At 67.5% G+C, this 13,944-nt stretch carries 16 protein-coding genes; 9 read left to right on the plus strand and 7 right to left on the minus strand.

Features of this window, described 5'->3' with window-relative positions:
- Positions 1–154 precede the first annotated feature (154 nt).
- From DPQ64_RS02160 to DPQ64_RS02170, 3 genes are all read left to right on the plus strand, one after another.
- Positions 155–922 (plus strand): hypothetical protein, encoded by a 768-nt coding sequence (locus tag DPQ64_RS02160; protein WP_115862719.1) that lies wholly within the window; start codon positions 155–157, stop codon positions 920–922.
- Positions 923–1,005: 83 nt separating this feature from the next.
- On the plus strand, positions 1,006–2,733 hold the full coding sequence (locus DPQ64_RS02165) for a radical SAM protein (protein ID WP_115862720.1): 1,728 nt from the start codon (positions 1,006–1,008) through the stop codon (positions 2,731–2,733).
- A gap of 273 nt (positions 2,734–3,006) precedes the next feature.
- Entirely contained in the window at positions 3,007–3,429 is a 423-nt protein-coding gene (locus DPQ64_RS02170) for a TRAM domain-containing protein (protein WP_115862721.1), read from the plus strand.
- A 247-nt stretch (positions 3,430–3,676) separates the two neighbouring features.
- Here DPQ64_RS02170 and DPQ64_RS02175 read toward each other — a convergent pair whose 3' ends face one another.
- From DPQ64_RS02175 to DPQ64_RS02185, 3 genes are all read right to left on the minus strand, one after another.
- Positions 3,677–4,396, minus strand: a complete 720-nt coding sequence (locus DPQ64_RS02175) for a YkgJ family cysteine cluster protein (protein WP_115862722.1) — start codon at positions 4,394–4,396, stop codon at positions 3,677–3,679.
- Between the two features lie 568 nt (positions 4,397–4,964).
- Positions 4,965–5,738: an MBL fold metallo-hydrolase gene (locus tag DPQ64_RS02180; protein ID WP_115862723.1), complete on the minus strand. Its 774-nt coding sequence runs from the start codon at positions 5,736–5,738 to the stop codon at positions 4,965–4,967.
- 82 nt (positions 5,739–5,820) lie between these two features.
- Entirely contained in the window at positions 5,821–6,090 is a 270-nt protein-coding gene (locus DPQ64_RS02185; RefSeq protein ID WP_115862724.1) for a MarR family transcriptional regulator, read from the minus strand.
- 151 nt (positions 6,091–6,241) lie between these two features.
- Here DPQ64_RS02185 and DPQ64_RS02190 point away from each other — a divergent pair, with 151 nt between their 5' ends.
- Entirely contained in the window at positions 6,242–6,646 is a 405-nt protein-coding gene (locus tag DPQ64_RS02190; protein WP_115862725.1) for a PPOX class F420-dependent oxidoreductase, read from the plus strand.
- A 46-nt stretch (positions 6,647–6,692) separates the two neighbouring features.
- On the opposite strand, the gene DPQ64_RS19065 is transcribed toward DPQ64_RS02190, so the two are convergent.
- Positions 6,693–6,854 (minus strand): hypothetical protein, encoded by a 162-nt coding sequence (locus tag DPQ64_RS19065; protein WP_198661979.1) that lies wholly within the window; start codon positions 6,852–6,854, stop codon positions 6,693–6,695.
- A 136-nt stretch (positions 6,855–6,990) separates the two neighbouring features.
- Between DPQ64_RS19065 and DPQ64_RS02195 the strand changes: the two genes are divergently transcribed.
- The 3 genes from DPQ64_RS02195 (at position 6,991) to DPQ64_RS02205 (ending at position 9,292) form a co-directional block, all read left to right on the plus strand.
- Positions 6,991–7,698, plus strand: a complete 708-nt coding sequence (locus DPQ64_RS02195) for a class I SAM-dependent methyltransferase (protein ID WP_115862854.1) — start codon at positions 6,991–6,993, stop codon at positions 7,696–7,698.
- 128 nt (positions 7,699–7,826) lie between these two features.
- Positions 7,827–8,750, plus strand: a complete 924-nt coding sequence (locus DPQ64_RS02200) for a glycosyltransferase family 2 protein (protein WP_115862726.1) — start codon at positions 7,827–7,829, stop codon at positions 8,748–8,750.
- Positions 8,751–8,902: 152 nt separating this feature from the next.
- Positions 8,903–9,292 (plus strand): DUF7344 domain-containing protein, encoded by a 390-nt coding sequence (locus tag DPQ64_RS02205; protein WP_115862727.1) that lies wholly within the window; start codon positions 8,903–8,905, stop codon positions 9,290–9,292.
- Between the two features lie 41 nt (positions 9,293–9,333).
- Here the strand turns inward: DPQ64_RS02205 and DPQ64_RS02210 are convergent, their stop codons facing one another.
- The gene (locus tag DPQ64_RS02210; RefSeq protein ID WP_198661980.1) at positions 9,334–9,774 is read right to left on the minus strand and encodes an ArsR/SmtB family transcription factor; all 441 of its coding nucleotides are present in this window, start codon (positions 9,772–9,774) and stop codon (positions 9,334–9,336) included.
- Between the two features lie 82 nt (positions 9,775–9,856).
- Positions 9,857–10,681, minus strand: coding sequence for an amidohydrolase family protein (locus tag DPQ64_RS02215; protein ID WP_115862728.1), 825 nt, complete (start codon positions 10,679–10,681; stop codon positions 9,857–9,859).
- A gap of 175 nt (positions 10,682–10,856) precedes the next feature.
- Here DPQ64_RS02215 and thsA point away from each other — a divergent pair, with 175 nt between their 5' ends.
- Both thsA and DPQ64_RS02225 read left to right on the plus strand, forming a co-directional pair.
- Complete coding sequence (gene thsA, locus DPQ64_RS02220) at positions 10,857–12,416, plus strand: thermosome subunit alpha (RefSeq protein ID WP_115862729.1); 1,560 nt, start codon at positions 10,857–10,859, stop codon at positions 12,414–12,416.
- 164 nt (positions 12,417–12,580) lie between these two features.
- Positions 12,581–12,859 (plus strand): HalOD1 output domain-containing protein, encoded by a 279-nt coding sequence (locus DPQ64_RS02225; protein ID WP_115862730.1) that lies wholly within the window; start codon positions 12,581–12,583, stop codon positions 12,857–12,859.
- A 54-nt stretch (positions 12,860–12,913) separates the two neighbouring features.
- Here the strand turns inward: DPQ64_RS02225 and DPQ64_RS02230 are convergent, their stop codons facing one another.
- Complete coding sequence (locus DPQ64_RS02230) at positions 12,914–13,711, minus strand: GHMP family kinase ATP-binding protein (protein WP_115862731.1); 798 nt, start codon at positions 13,709–13,711, stop codon at positions 12,914–12,916.
- Between the last annotated feature and the right edge of the window lie 233 nt (positions 13,712–13,944).

Consider the following 13,944-nt stretch of genomic DNA (forward strand, 5'->3'; position numbering starts at 1 on the left):
GCGCGAGCGTCGACGCTCGCGCTCGCAGCCGACCTCTCTACGTCCGGACAGATGAGACACGTCGACTACTCCGGTTCGGAGACGACCTGTGCGAAGGACAACTATCATGTTCCCGGTGACACGATAGTCGAACGTGCAACTTCGCCGCCCTGAGATGCGTCCCTTCTCCCTCTCGCTCGGCGGTCTCGTCGGTCTCGCCGGGTTCCTCACCACGCCCCGCCCGTGGCCGACAGAGCCTGCACTCAGTCTCGCGGTCGGCACGTTCGTCGTCGTGCTCGCGTGGGCCGCCGTCGAACAGGTCCCGGACGCGCTCGACCGTGCGGTCGAGGCGCGCGCCCACTGGCTCGTCGGTGGTTTCGGTGTCCTCCCAGCCGTGGCCGTCCTCGCCCCCGTCCTCGGTGGACGCACGCCCGACGAGGCGACGGCGATCCGGGCACTCGTCTTCGCGGCCGCGGCGGTGATCACGGTCGTCGCCGGAACCGCCCACTACGGTGCACTTCTGCTACGACGCGAGCAGATCGACGCGAGAATCACTGCCGTCGAATCCCGGTGGCGCATGGTCGTGCTCAGGGTTGCCGCGAGTATCGCGCCGCTGTACGTGCTCTCGCTGGCGGTCGGCGACGTCTTCTCCACGGGGTCGGCCGTCGGAAGCCTCCTCGGAATACTGATCGGGACCGCGCTCACCGGCACCGACGAGTACGAACTCGTCGCCCTCGACGACCACCTCCTGTTTCGTCAGGGCGACAGCCGGGGAGCGGCCGCCGTTCCGTGGCGGCGACTCCGAAGCGTGACCGTCGACGGCGACACCCTTCGGGTGGTTCGCGGGCTCCCGTATCCGACCGTCTACGTGGCCGACCTCTCCGGGGTCGAGGACCGGCAGGCCGTCCTCGAAGCCTTCCGGTCGTACCCGGCCCTCCACTGACGCGTGGGGCTCTCGCGACTCGTCGGCGTTCCCGGAGCCAGCGTGTAGTCATCGTTTTACCCGTCGAACCGCAATCGTTTCGTATGATCGACTTCGCGGACCTCGACGTCACCCTCGTGGACGGGTACGTCGACGAACCGGCCCACTTCGGCGTCCCGCCGTACATCTCGACGTATCCGCGGTACACCGCCGGGGCCATCGTGGATGCGGGCGTCCCGCGCGAGAACGTGACCTACCACACCATCGACGAACTCCGCGAGGACACCCACAAGTGGCGCGACGTCGAGGCGGCCGACCTGCTGGTGTACCTCGGCGGGATGACCGTCCCCGGCAAGTACGTCGGTGGAACCCCCGCCGAACCCGACGAGGTGCGAAAGTTGGCGTGGACCGCCGACGGGACGAGCCTGATGGGCGGGCCGGTGAAGTTCGGCGTCGGCGACGAGAACGCCGGTGGCACCGAGACCGAGCGCGACGACCTCGACTTCGACTTCGTGGCGAAGGGCGACGTGGAGGCCGCGGCGTTCGACCTGGTCGAGAGCGGGCTGGAAGGGTTCGACGACCGGATGCGGGACAACGAGGAGATCGACCGCTGGGCCGCGAGCGGCGCGTTCGTGGTCGAGCAACACCCCAACCATCCCGACTACCTCATCGCCGAGATGGAGACCTCGCGGGGCTGTCCCTACCGCTGTTCGTTCTGCACGGAACCGCTGTACGGCAACCCATCCTTCCGCCGTCCCGAGTCGGTCGTCGGCGAGGTCGAGACCCTTTCGGATCGCGGCGTCCGGCACTTCCGACTGGGGCGACAGGCCGACATCCTCGCGTACGGCGGCGACGGCGAAAAGCCGAACCCCGACGCACTGCGCGACCTGTACGGCGGCATCCGCGAGGTCGCGCCCGACCTCGAGACGCTCCACCTCGACAACATGAACCCCATCACGGTCGTGGAGTGGCCCGACCTCGCGCGCGAGGGCATCCGGGTCATCGCCGAGCACAACACGCCCGGCGACACCGCGGCGTTCGGCCTCGAATCGGCCGACCCGCTCGTGCAGGAGGAGAACAACCTCAACGTCACCGCCGAGGAGTGCTTCGAGGCCGTGAAGATCGTCAACGAGGAGGCCGGCTGGCGACCGGGCGAGGGCCCCGGGGAGGCCCCCACGCATGGCGATTCTGCTGCCAATCGCCTTCCCAAACTCCTGCCGGGAATCAACCTGCTCCACGGGCTGAAAGGCGAGCGTGAGGAGACGTTCGAGCACAACGAGGCGTTCCTCGAACGGGTGTACGACGCGGGGCTGATGCTCCGGCGCGTGAACATCCGACAGGTCATGGCGTTCGACGGCACCGAGATGAGCGACGTGGGTGCGGACATCGCCGACGACCACAAGCGCCTGTTCAAGCAGTACAAGACCAGAGTCCGCGAGAATATCGACAACCCGATGCTCCAGCGGCTCGCCCCGCCGGGGACGGTCCTACCGGACGTTCACCTCGAATACCATCAGGACGGGAAGACCTTCGGTCGCCAACTCGGCACCTACCCGCTGCTCGTGGGGATTCCGGGGGAGCGCGAACTCGGCCGGACCGCCGACGTGGCGGTTGTCGACCACGGCTACCGGTCGGTGACCGGAGTGCCGTACCCGCTCGACGTGAACAGCGCTTCGATGGACGAACTCACCGCGATTCCGGGGCTCGGCAAGCAGCGCGCGGGCAACGTGGTCGTCGACCGGCCGTACGACTCGCCGGCCGAACTCGCCGATACCGTCGACGTGGACCTCACCGCGTTCACGACCGCTGAGACGCCCGAGGGCGCGGACTGAGCTAACCGATTTACCGCCTGCAGGGAGCCGCAGGCTCCCGCACCGGCACCTGTACCGCGAGCGAGGGAGCAACGCGACCGAGCGAGCGGCCCGAGGAACCCTCGAAGGCTCGCGCCGACGGCGCGAGCCTGAGGGGGTGACGAAGGGTTTTGGTCGAGCTTTTGCCAGCGAGTGAGGCGGACGCCTGCGGCGTCCGCCGAACGAGCGCAGCAAAAGGTCGTGGGTAAAATTCTTTACGGCCTGACCACTTGTGTCGAACGGAGGCGTATAACCTTGGAGATCTCTGACAAACTCCTGTGTCTGTTCAGTGCGGACGTGACTATCGAGGACGACCAGTACGTCGTGGAGGTACCGCGCCGAGAGATAGACACCGGGTCGGTCGAACCCGGTGAGACCTACCGCGTCGCGCTCATCGCCGACGACTCCGACGAATCGACGTCCGAGTCGTCGACCAAGAGCAAGTCCACCAGCGGCGGTGGCGGCGCGTCGTCGGAACCGCAACCCCCCGTCGAGGAGGGCGAGATCCGCTACGTCGAGGTCGAGGACATCGGCAAGCAGGGCGACGGCATCGCCCGCGTCGAGCGCGGCTACGTCATCATCGTGCCCGACGCCGAGATCGGCGAGCGTGTGAAGGTCGAAATCACGGAAGTCAAGTCCAACTTCGCGGTCGGCGAGATCATCGAAGAGGACTTCTAGAACGACGCTACGACCTTTTGCTGTCTTGGCGAACGAAGTGAGCCAAGGCTCGGAAGACGCGGTCTGTCTTCCGGTGCGCTCGGTCGGCGAGCGACTTCGTCGCTTGTCTCTCTCCCGCAGACTTCGTCATCTCCTCACGAGCGCCGCGAGCGGGACAGGTGCTGGGGCGCGAGCCTACGGCTCCCTGCTGGCGATGGGTCGACAGGAGCGCGAGCTACGAGAACTGTCACACCAGCTCGCCTCGCGGCTATTCGCGCTCGTACCGCGTCCCGTCGGGCCGCTTCGCGCCCTCGGAATCGTGGACCACCACGCCCTCGTCGGGGTCGGCGGGCTCGTACTCGTCGCGGACCGCGATGGCCTCCGTCAGCTCCCGGACTGCGCGCTCCTTGAGCGCCCCTGCGAGCTCCTCGGCGTGCTCGCTGTCGATGTCTCGACCCAGCCCCTCGCACTCGTGGGCGCGGACCATCCCGGACTCGTCTACTGCTTCGCCCATCGGCTGGCTGGTGCCGCCGAGCGCGACCGAGAAGGGGTACGTCTCGCAGATGAGCGGTCGATCCCCGTGAACCGAGCACGAACCAGTGCCGTCGGCTCCGACGGCTTCGCCGTCTCCGTGAGGCGACTCCGTCGCCTCTCCCTCCTCGTAGAAGGTACAGTCACCGCACGCGTCGGTCTGGAGCGCCCACTCGAAGGTTTCGCCAGTCACGTTGGAACTGTCGGCGTCTTCATTGCTATCGCTGTCGAGGCCGTACGGCATCGGGCGAGCTATATCGCGCCAGTCATAGTCTGTCGCGTCCTGCAAGTCCCGTACTTCGTCGGGGAAGACGGTCGCGGTGTGGGGCTCGTCGGCCTCGCTTTTGCAGCAGGCTCCGCATCGGGTACACTCGAAGCCGATGGATTCGATGGCGTCGGCGAGGTCGCTCACGTCGAGATCGCGAGCGCGCTCCAGTTCGGCTTCGAGACTCTGCACGTCTACTGGTTAGTCCTCGCGGGCAAAAGGATGTTTATCACGTCGATGGAGTTCGTCGTTCGGTTCGTGGACTCGGTGTGGTCGTTCCAGTAGCGGTGAGGGGATACCGTAGACCACGTTCGGTTAGAAAGCCCCCGCGCGGTCGCGGTCGCTCAGCGGGATATTCGGCGCGCTCTCCGCACCGCCCGCGCGCCGAATAGTGGCCGCGCTGAGGCGACTGAAGTGAACGCGAGCGCGCGGCCCCTTTCAGTCCCACCCGATGAATGGTTCACCGGGCGGAACTCCGTAGAACGAGCCACCGAGCGCGAGCCTCAGACCTCCCCAGCCTCCTGCGGTCCTCACTCCGCTTCGCTCCGTTGCGGTCCTCGTCCACCGGAGGACAAACCGCGTCCTCCGAGCCTACGCTCGTTCCACTCGCGCAGACCTCGCGCGTTTTGGCGCGGCGCACGAGAGCGCCGTGGGAGCTATGCTCCCACGAGCCTCGGCTCGCGACGCTCGCCGAGACGCCGCGCTGCGTGCGCCGGGTAGTTGGTCGAACGGAGCGCGAGCGGTGGTCATTCGAGTTCGACTACGCCTCTTCGGTCGGACGCACTCGCTCGCCGTCCCAGTCCACCTTGCTTTCGACTGCCAGTTTGTCGAGGTGCGCGGCGGCGGTTCGCCGCGCGAGGTCACGCACCCCCGAGAGATCCTTGTCGTATGCGGCGTCCAGCACCTCGTCCAGCGTCGTCGCGCCGGCGCGGACCGCCGCCAAAATCGTCGCCTCGCGATCGAGCCGATGGGCGAGCAGTCGCTCGATCTCGGCTCTCGGATTCTCGATGACAGGGCCGTGGCCCGGGTATAGCCGGTCCGGATTCCGGGCGTACAGCCGCCGGAGCGAGGTGAGGTAGGCCCGCACGTCGCCCTCGTCGTCGCCGACGACTACGCTACCCGACGACACTACGACGTCGCCGGTCAGCATCGCGCCATCTGCTGCGAGCGCGACGTGGTCCGGCGCGTGGCCGGGCGTCTCCATCACGTCGAGGCCGCCGATCTCGGTCCCGTCGCAGAACGTGCTGTCGGCCACGACACCGGTCGCGTCCTCGAACCGGTGCTCGCGGCCCGCCCGCGCCCAGACGGTCGCGTTACAAACCTCCGCGTAGTGGGCGAACGCGCCCACGTGGTCCGGATGCGCGTGGGTGACGAGGACGTGGCTCACGTCGCGGTTCTCGACGACCCGGTCGAGTTCGTCGGTCCGGGCAGCGGGGTCGACCAGTACCGCGTCCTCGCGGCCGACGACGTACGCGTTGGTCGACCCGACCGGGGCGAGCGTCTCGGTCGGGACCGCGACCTGTCGAATCTCCATGGTCGGGGGACGCATTGCGAGGAAAAAACGTGGGCGGTTCGATTGTCGAAATTCGGAAGTCGAAATCCGGGGTTCGGAACGTTCAGCGGTTCAGGAAGTACACCTGCTTGCGGGCGTCCTTGAAGCTGTACCGCGACCCCACTAGCTCCTCGTCTTCGAGCCGGTTGAGGGCGTAGCGGACCGTGCGGTCGGGCAGCAGGGACTCCTCGGCGAGTTGTCCTTGCGAGAGCGGGGCCTCCATCTCGAGCACCTTCGCCACCAGCTTCGCGCTCGGGGGCAGTTCGCGCAGGTTCTCGCGGAAGTCTTCGGCCGACTGTTCGCTTACGGCGGTCTCGTCCGGGGTCGCACTCATGTCTGGTCCACGTTCGGAACCACGGGTAAACTTTGGCTATATTCACGTCTGTACACGCTAAACTCCTTAAGGGTGTATTAATATCCCTTAAATTTATTCCGCGGCCGCCCTGGCGGCAAAAATTACGGCGGTCGCGCTCGACGCTTTCGGCATGGAGTCGATTCCGGAGTCGTTCCACGACCTGTTCGAGCGCGAGACGTTCGCCAGTTTCGCCACGTTGATGGCCGACGGTACCCCGCAGGTGACCCCGGTCTGGATCGACCGCGACGAGTCGGGCCACGTGCTGGTCAACACCGCGCGGGGTCGCCTGAAAGAGCGCAACGTCGAGCGCGACTCGAAGGTCGGCCTCTGCGTGATGGACCCCGACGACCCCTACCGGTACGTCTCGGTCCGCGGCGAGGTCGTCGAGGTGACCGAGGACGGTGCGGTCGAGCAGATCGACGAACTCGCCCGCCGCTACATGGACGTCGAGGAGTATCCCAACCACGGCGAGGAGGGCGGCCCGCGAGTGATAATCCGCATCCGCCCCGACAGGGTGGTGACCAGCGGCGAATAGATGCCGCTACTGCCGAGCGGGTGTCCCTGTTGGCGAGTGGGTTTCGCTACTGCCGATCTCGATCCGTCTTCGGTCGCTCGCCGTGACGGTCGTACCGCCCGAGCGTCCGCTTGCAGTCCGGACAGTGGACGATCACGAATCGCTCTCGCTCGTGGCGCACGAGTTCGTCGGCGTCGAGGTCGCGTCCGCAGCCCTTGCAGGTAGTCACGACTGGTCCAGACCGGGTTACGGGCCGGACCAGCAAAGTCCTTGCCACCGTCGAAATCACTCCGAACCGAGGCCCTGCGACGAGTCGGTTCCAGTACCGTTTTAGTCCCCCGGTGGCCAACGTACTGACGAGAAGCGTGAAAGGAGCGGAGTGGTACCAGACCGACGAGGTCGCCGAGGAGTACGAGGAGAAGCGGTTCTCTCGCGGCGGACGGCTCATCGACCGGCGCGAGAAGCGGGCGGTCCTCGACGCCGTCGGCCCGCTGGAAGACAAGAACGTGCTGGAGATCGCCTGCGGCACCGGCAGGTTCACCGTGATGCTCGCCGAGCGCGGGGCCGACATCGTCGGGCTCGACATCTCTGCCGCGATGCTCCAGCAGGGCCGCCAGAAGGCCCGCCAAGCGGGCGTCGCCGACCACCTCGAGTTCATGCGCGGCGACGCCGGACGGCTCCCGTTTCCGGACGACCACTTCGACACCGTGTTCGCGATGCGATTCTTCCACCTCGCGGACACGCCCGCGACCTTTCTTTCGGAGATGCGTCGGGTGGCCAAAGAACAGGTGTTCTTCGACACGTTCAACGCCCGGAGCACCCGGAGCGTCTACAACTGGCTGCTCCCGATGGGCTCGCATCTGTACACGCGGTCGGACGTCGACAAACTTCTCAACGAGGCCGACCTCGAACTGGTCGACGGTGACCACGACTGGATCCTCCCGTACGGGTTCTACCGGAAGATTCCGGGCGCGATCGCCGACCCGATCCGGTCGGTCGACACCGCCATCGGCGACTCGCCAGTCGGCGACTACGCCGCATCGGTGTCCTACTGGAACGCTCGCGTGGACTGACCCGCCAGTTTGCGGGGGTGATGAGTCGCAAGTTACGCGGAGCGGAATGTGCCGCAGGTCGCGTGAACAGATGGCTCACGAACGGAGGGCCGAACCGTTTTTAAGGCTCGGACGGGAGAGTCGGGGATATGGAGCTTTCCGTGGTGGTCCCGACGCTCAACGGGCGCGAGCGACTCGCCACGTGCCTCGACGCGCTGGCGACCCACGCGCCCGACGCCGAGGTGGTCGTGGTCAACGGCCCCTCGGCGGACGGGACCACCGGGATGGTCCGCGAGCGCGACGACGTCGACGTACTCGTCGAGGTGTCCGACCGGAAACTCGACGTCGCGCGGAACGCGGGCCTCTCGGTCGCGACCGGCGACGCGGTCGCACTGGTCGGCGACGACACCGAGATCGAGGCGTCGTGGGCCGACGGCGTCCGCGAGGCGCTCGCCACCGCTGACGCGGTCACCGGTCCGGTCCACCGTTCGGTTCGAGCGGGCGTCACCACGGAATCGCCCGAGCGCAGAACCATCGACGGCCACGAGGTGACCTACTTCGACGGGAGCAACGTGGCGTTCACTCGCGAGGCCATCGACGCCACCGACGGCTTCGACGAGTATCTGGCGACCGGCGGCGCGCGCGACTGCGCCCACCGCCTCGCGACCAACGACTGCGAGGTGGCGTGGTCGTCGGACGTCTGCGTGATCCGTGACGACGGCGACGACGGGGACGACGACCGCGACTGGGGGTGGAAGTATCGCGCGTTGGCCTACCGGCTCGTGAAGACGTACGGGCCGCGGCCCGGCATCTTCCGGCGGGTCGTCCGCGACGCGGCGGCGGACGCGACCGGCTCGGCAGCCGACGTCATCCGCGGCGACCAGACCCTCTCGGAGTGGCTGGGCAACGGCAAGCGCGTCGTGGCGAACGCGGCGGCCGGGAGCAAGGACGGCGTGATCGCCCGATTCCGCGACCGGAGCGCGACCCGGAACCCGAACGGCGTCTCGGCCCGGGCCGACCGCGCGGTCGAGCGCTACGACTGGCGCACGGAATCGACGCCGGCCGAACAGTAGCCGGCGAGTTCGACCGCTTCTCGCCCGGGAACGTTTGAACACTTCTCGCCCGCGGAAGACGGTACAACGGTCGTAACGGAGTGGATTTTTAAGTATACAACGGTTGGAACGGGATGGGTCTTTTAAGTAGGGTGTCGTCGTATCGCCGCTCGATGGTACGTTGTCAGGACGAAGTCGCGGTCCACGAACGGATCGACCGTTCGCTCGACCTGCTCGAAAGTGCACATCGTCGTCGCGTCGTGTACGTCCTTCGGGAGAACGGAACGGCAACTATCGACGACCTCGCCGACGCGGTGGTCGACGCCGGGCTCGCGGACGGCCACGACCGGGTTCGCACGTCGCTCGTCCACGTTCACCTGCCGAAGCTCCGCGATTTCGACGTGGTCGAGTACGCCGGACCGGACGGGACGGTGTCGCTGGCCGACGGCGTGGCTCGGCTCGACCCGTTCCTCGACGCCGCCGCGCGCGAGGAGACGACGGGGGAGTCGGTCCCTGCGACCGAGTGCTGCTCGGACGCCGTGGCCGGTAGCCGACCCGAGTAACGTTCTCGACGCTCGAATCGGTCGTCCTCTCGACGCCGGACTCACTCGTCCTCGCAGATGCAGTCGTACCACTCTTCCAGCCGGTCGTCGCTCCAGTAGCGGACCTCCTGACTCCGGGGGTCGTAGTCGACGACGCCGGCGTCGGCCAGTTTCGGCAGGTGGACGTGGTGGAGCGTCGCGGTGACGTGTCCGCGACCGGGTCGGTCGCCGGCGTCGGCCTGCTGGGCGAGGAGGTGTTCGACGAGTTCGTCCGCGCTCGCGGTCGCGCTCGGAGCGTTCATGAGGTAGCCGAGGATGCGCCGGCGTTCGTAGTTTGCGAGAATTTCGAGCGTCTCGTCGAGCGACAGCGAGACGGCGTCCGCCGCCGGCTGGTCGCTTCCCTCGCAGGCTTGATGCGGATGCTCGCCGTCGTCCTCGTTTTCGCAGTCTCGGTTCTCCTCGCCGTCTTCAGGCCCCCTGTCGTCGCCCCCGTCGTTCGACATGTCGTTGCGCCTCGACACGCACACTCGGTAGCCTCGGCCGTAAGGGTTTTGACTAGCGAGTGACACGCTCTCGCGGTCGCGCTCAGAAGTCGCCGGGGAGCGAATCGCCGAGCACGCGCCGGGCGTTCTTGTCGAACACCTTTCGCATCGCGTCCTCGGGCACGTCGAGGGTCAGGATCTCCATCACCGCGACGTTCGGGTGCGAACTGGGCGCGCCGCTGCCGAACAGCACGCGGTCGGGGTGTTCCATCACCGCGCGTTCGAGCAGGTCGCGGTACCGGACGTAGCTCGTGTCGAGGTAACACTCGTCGTGGTACGCCAGCAGGTCGACCGCCTCGGCCATCAGATCGCGGTTCAGCGGGTGGCCGCCGAAGTGGGCCAGCACCACCGGGAACGACCGCGAGAGCAGCGTCTCGGCCGCCGTCTCGGGCGCGAATCCCTCCCCGGCGTGGACGAGCACCGGCAGGTCCACGTCTTCGAGCTGGTCGAGGGTCTCCTCGTCGGGGAGTCCGTCTGCGACGGGGTTCAGCTTGAATCCGTGGAACCGGTCGTCGTAGGCGTACTGCTCGACGTCCTCCGGCGAGGTGTGGTGGTCCTTCCGGCGGGCCGCGAGGTTGCGCAGCCGCGAGGACGCCCGCTCGCCGGGGTCGCGCGGCCCGTCGATGCGGGCGAACGCGAGGAACGGCCGGTCGACGCTCCGGCGCGCGACCGCGTTGTTCGCGCTCACGTAGCTCCCGCCGTCGCGCTCACCGGGGAACACCACCGACCGGACGACCCCGGCCTGATGCATCTCGCGTTCGAGCCTGTCCGGGCTGATCGCCCGCCCGCGGGTCTGGACGCCTCCCGCGTCGGCGTTGAGCCGGACGTGCGCGTCCACTACCCGGAACCGGTGCTCCAGCTCCAGCATTAGGACTGACTTCGGAACACCCCTATTTTTCCCTGTCGGTCGTGGCGCGACAGCTCGGCACGAGGCTCTATCGGAGCAAGCCACGCGACCATTCAGGGAAAAAGTTATATAGAAGTTCAATCATCTTATTACTGGGGGATCAGACATGGCAGAATCAGGCTCCGGACAGCGACGCATGGGCGGCCGACCGATGTTCGTCCTCGCCGAGGACACCCAGCGAACCCACGGCAAGGACGCGCAGACGTCGAACATCGCGGCCGGGAAGGCGGTGAGCGCGGCCGTACGCACCACTCTCGGCCCGCGCGGGATGGACAAGATGCTCGTGAGCGACACGGGCGACGTCACCATCACCAACGACGGCGCGACAATCCTCGAGACGATGGACATCGAGCATCCCGCGGCCCAGATGATGGTCGAGGTCGCCGAGTCCCAGGAAGCAGAGGTCGGCGACGGGACGACCACCGCGGCGGTGCTCGCGGGCGAACTCCTCGCGAAGGCCGAGAACCTGCTCGACGACGACGTGCATCCGACGACCATCGTCGAGGGGTACGCCGAGGCCCGCGAGATCGCGCTACGAGCTGTCGAGGACCTCGCGGACGCCGACCTCGACGACGACCTGCTCCGACAGGTCGCCGAGTCGAGCATGACCGGCAAGGGGACCGGCGACGTGACCGCCGACAGGCTCGCGGAACTCGTGGTGCGGGCCATCCACCACGTCGAGAGCGAGGACGGCATCGCTCGCGACGACGTCCGGGTCCACACGCAGGTCGGGGGCTCCTCGTCGGCCACCGAGCTCGTCGAGGGCGTCGTCAGCGACGCCGAGCCCGTCCACGCTAACATGCCCCGGAACGTCGAGGACGCCACCATCGCGGTGATCGACGAGGAGTTCGGCGTGCGCGAGGCCGAGATCGACGCGGAGTATAGCGTCGAGAGCGTCGACCAGCTCACGGCCGCGATGGACGCCGAGGATCGCGAACTCCGGGAGTACGCCGACGCGCTCGCCGACGCGGGCGTCGACGTGGCGTTCTCGACCAGCTCCATCGACGACCGCCCGGCGGGCTACCTCGCGGACGCTGGCATCCTCGCGTTCGAGAACGTGGACGACGACGAGGCCCGCGCCATCGCCTCGGCGACCGGCGCGACCCGGACGAGCAAGGTGGCCGACATCGAAGACGGGGAACTCGGCGCAGCAGAGTCGGTCACAGCCCGGACGTTCGGCGACGAGGAGCTCGCGTTTGTGGCGGGCGGCGCTGCCGCGGAGGCCGTCACCGTGCTGATCCGGGGCGGCACCGAACACGTCGCTGACGAACTCGAACGCGCGCTCTCGGACGCGCTCGACGTGGTGACCGCGGCGCTGGAGACCGGCGGCGTGGTCGCCGGCGGCGGCGCGACCGAGATCGTGATCGCCGACCGCGTCCGCGAGGCGGCCGCCGGCGTCGAGGGCCGCAAGCAGCTCGCGGTCGAGGCGTTCGCCGACGCGGTCGACGTGCTCCCGCGCACGCTCGCCGAGAACGTCGGCATGGACCCCATCGACGGGCTGGTCGACCTCCGGGCAGGCAACGAGGCCGACGAGGGCCGGGCCGCCATCGTCGCGTCCGGCGAGCACGGCGAGATCGGCGATCCCGTCGAGGAGGGCATCCTCGACCCCGCCGCGGTCAAGCGCGAGGCAGTCGACTCCGCGACCGAGGCCGCGACGATGATCGTCCGCATCGACGACGTGATCTCGGCGGAGTAGTCACGTTCCGTCTCTCCGTCGATCCCGACTTTCGGTCGGGTTCACCGTGACTCCGGAAGATATACGCAACATAGCTATTTATTTTTCAGAATCATTGAACGTACTAGGCGGCATTTATAAGCCGGCCTCACGAGTACCCCTTCCCAACGACGAGAAACGTTACTATGCAAGTGACAGCAAAACGGAAGTCCGAACCGCCGCTGACGACGATGCTAGTCGAACGAATCGCCGAGCACAAGGGCGTCGACGCGGCCGACCCGTCGTTCTGCCTCTACGAGGACGTCGATCCCGAGGCACTCGAAATTCTCTTCGAGCGGACGACAGGCCCATTGAAGACCAGTTTCCGGATCGACGACGCGAGCGTGACCGTCGCGAAGTCCACCGACGGAGAGTTGACCGTCGATGTCGAATCGGCCGGAACGAGCCGACACGCCGCCGACTGAGCTACAATACTCGTTCCCGGCGTAAATTCCGTCAGTAACGTCGACTATCGACGTTCATCGGAGCTCCGCCCCGTCGGGACACACCGCGGTCCGGTTCGGCAGCACGCCGTCCACGCCCACCGCGAAGACGGTCTCGCCGACCATCGCCATGCTTGCGACCCCGCCCTCGGCCTCGGCAGACGCGACGGTCTCGCGCACCTCGTCGGTCGGCAGGTCGATGGCCCGTGCGAAGCGCCAGCCCTCGCGCGTGACGTCCGCGAGCGCGGGGTCGTCCCCGAGCGCGTCGAGCGAGGCGGCCCCTTCCCGTTCGATGCGAGCCATCAGCGCTTCGTCGGCTAGCGCCTCCTCGGTCGCGATGGAGCCAAAGGAGACGTACTCGAGGGGGTCCGCGCGGTCGAACGACCGGCGAGTCTCCCCGTCGCCGACGACGAGGCCGCCCATCTCCTGGACGAACACGTCGCCCAGTCCGGTCCCGGCCCTGACTTCGGCGCGGTGGGCGACCTCGACTAGTTCCTCGCGCGAGCGACCCAAACCGAACTCCGCGTTCGCCGCCAGCGCGGTCGCGAGGGTGGCGGCACCGCTCGCGCCGAACCCCCGACCGATAGGGATCTCGATGGTGAGGTCCGCGCGAGCCGACACGTCCAGCGCATCGAGCGCGAACTCGACCGGTTCGAAGTCGGTCGGCTCGCCGTCGAGGGTGACTGCGGCGTCGCTGTCGGCGTCGGAGTCTTCGAACGGGCGCACGTCCGCGACGATACCGTCTTCGACGGCGAAACTAGCGCCCATCGACTCGTCGCCGTCGGCCGTTGGCGCGAAGAAGGCCGTCACGCTTCCGGGAGCGAAGGCTTCCATGCCCGGGGATTGGGGCGGAACCCTTCTTGAATCCACGGAAGCTGCTGCGGTGTGGAGACGGGTGATGTAGGGTTGGGACGGTGTTGAGCGGTCCGGAGCTGTGCGGTTTGTGGCGGTGCGGTCCGGGGCTGAGCGGTTTGTGGCGGTGCAGTCCGGGGCTGAGGTAGCGCGGCGGGTTCTAGAAGCCGTCCTCGATAACATCGAGTTCAAAAGTTCCCCGAGAAGCGGAGGTT

The organism is Halorussus litoreus (assembly GCF_003382685.1).
Taxonomy (GTDB): domain Archaea; phylum Halobacteriota; class Halobacteria; order Halobacteriales; family Haladaptataceae; genus Halorussus; species Halorussus litoreus.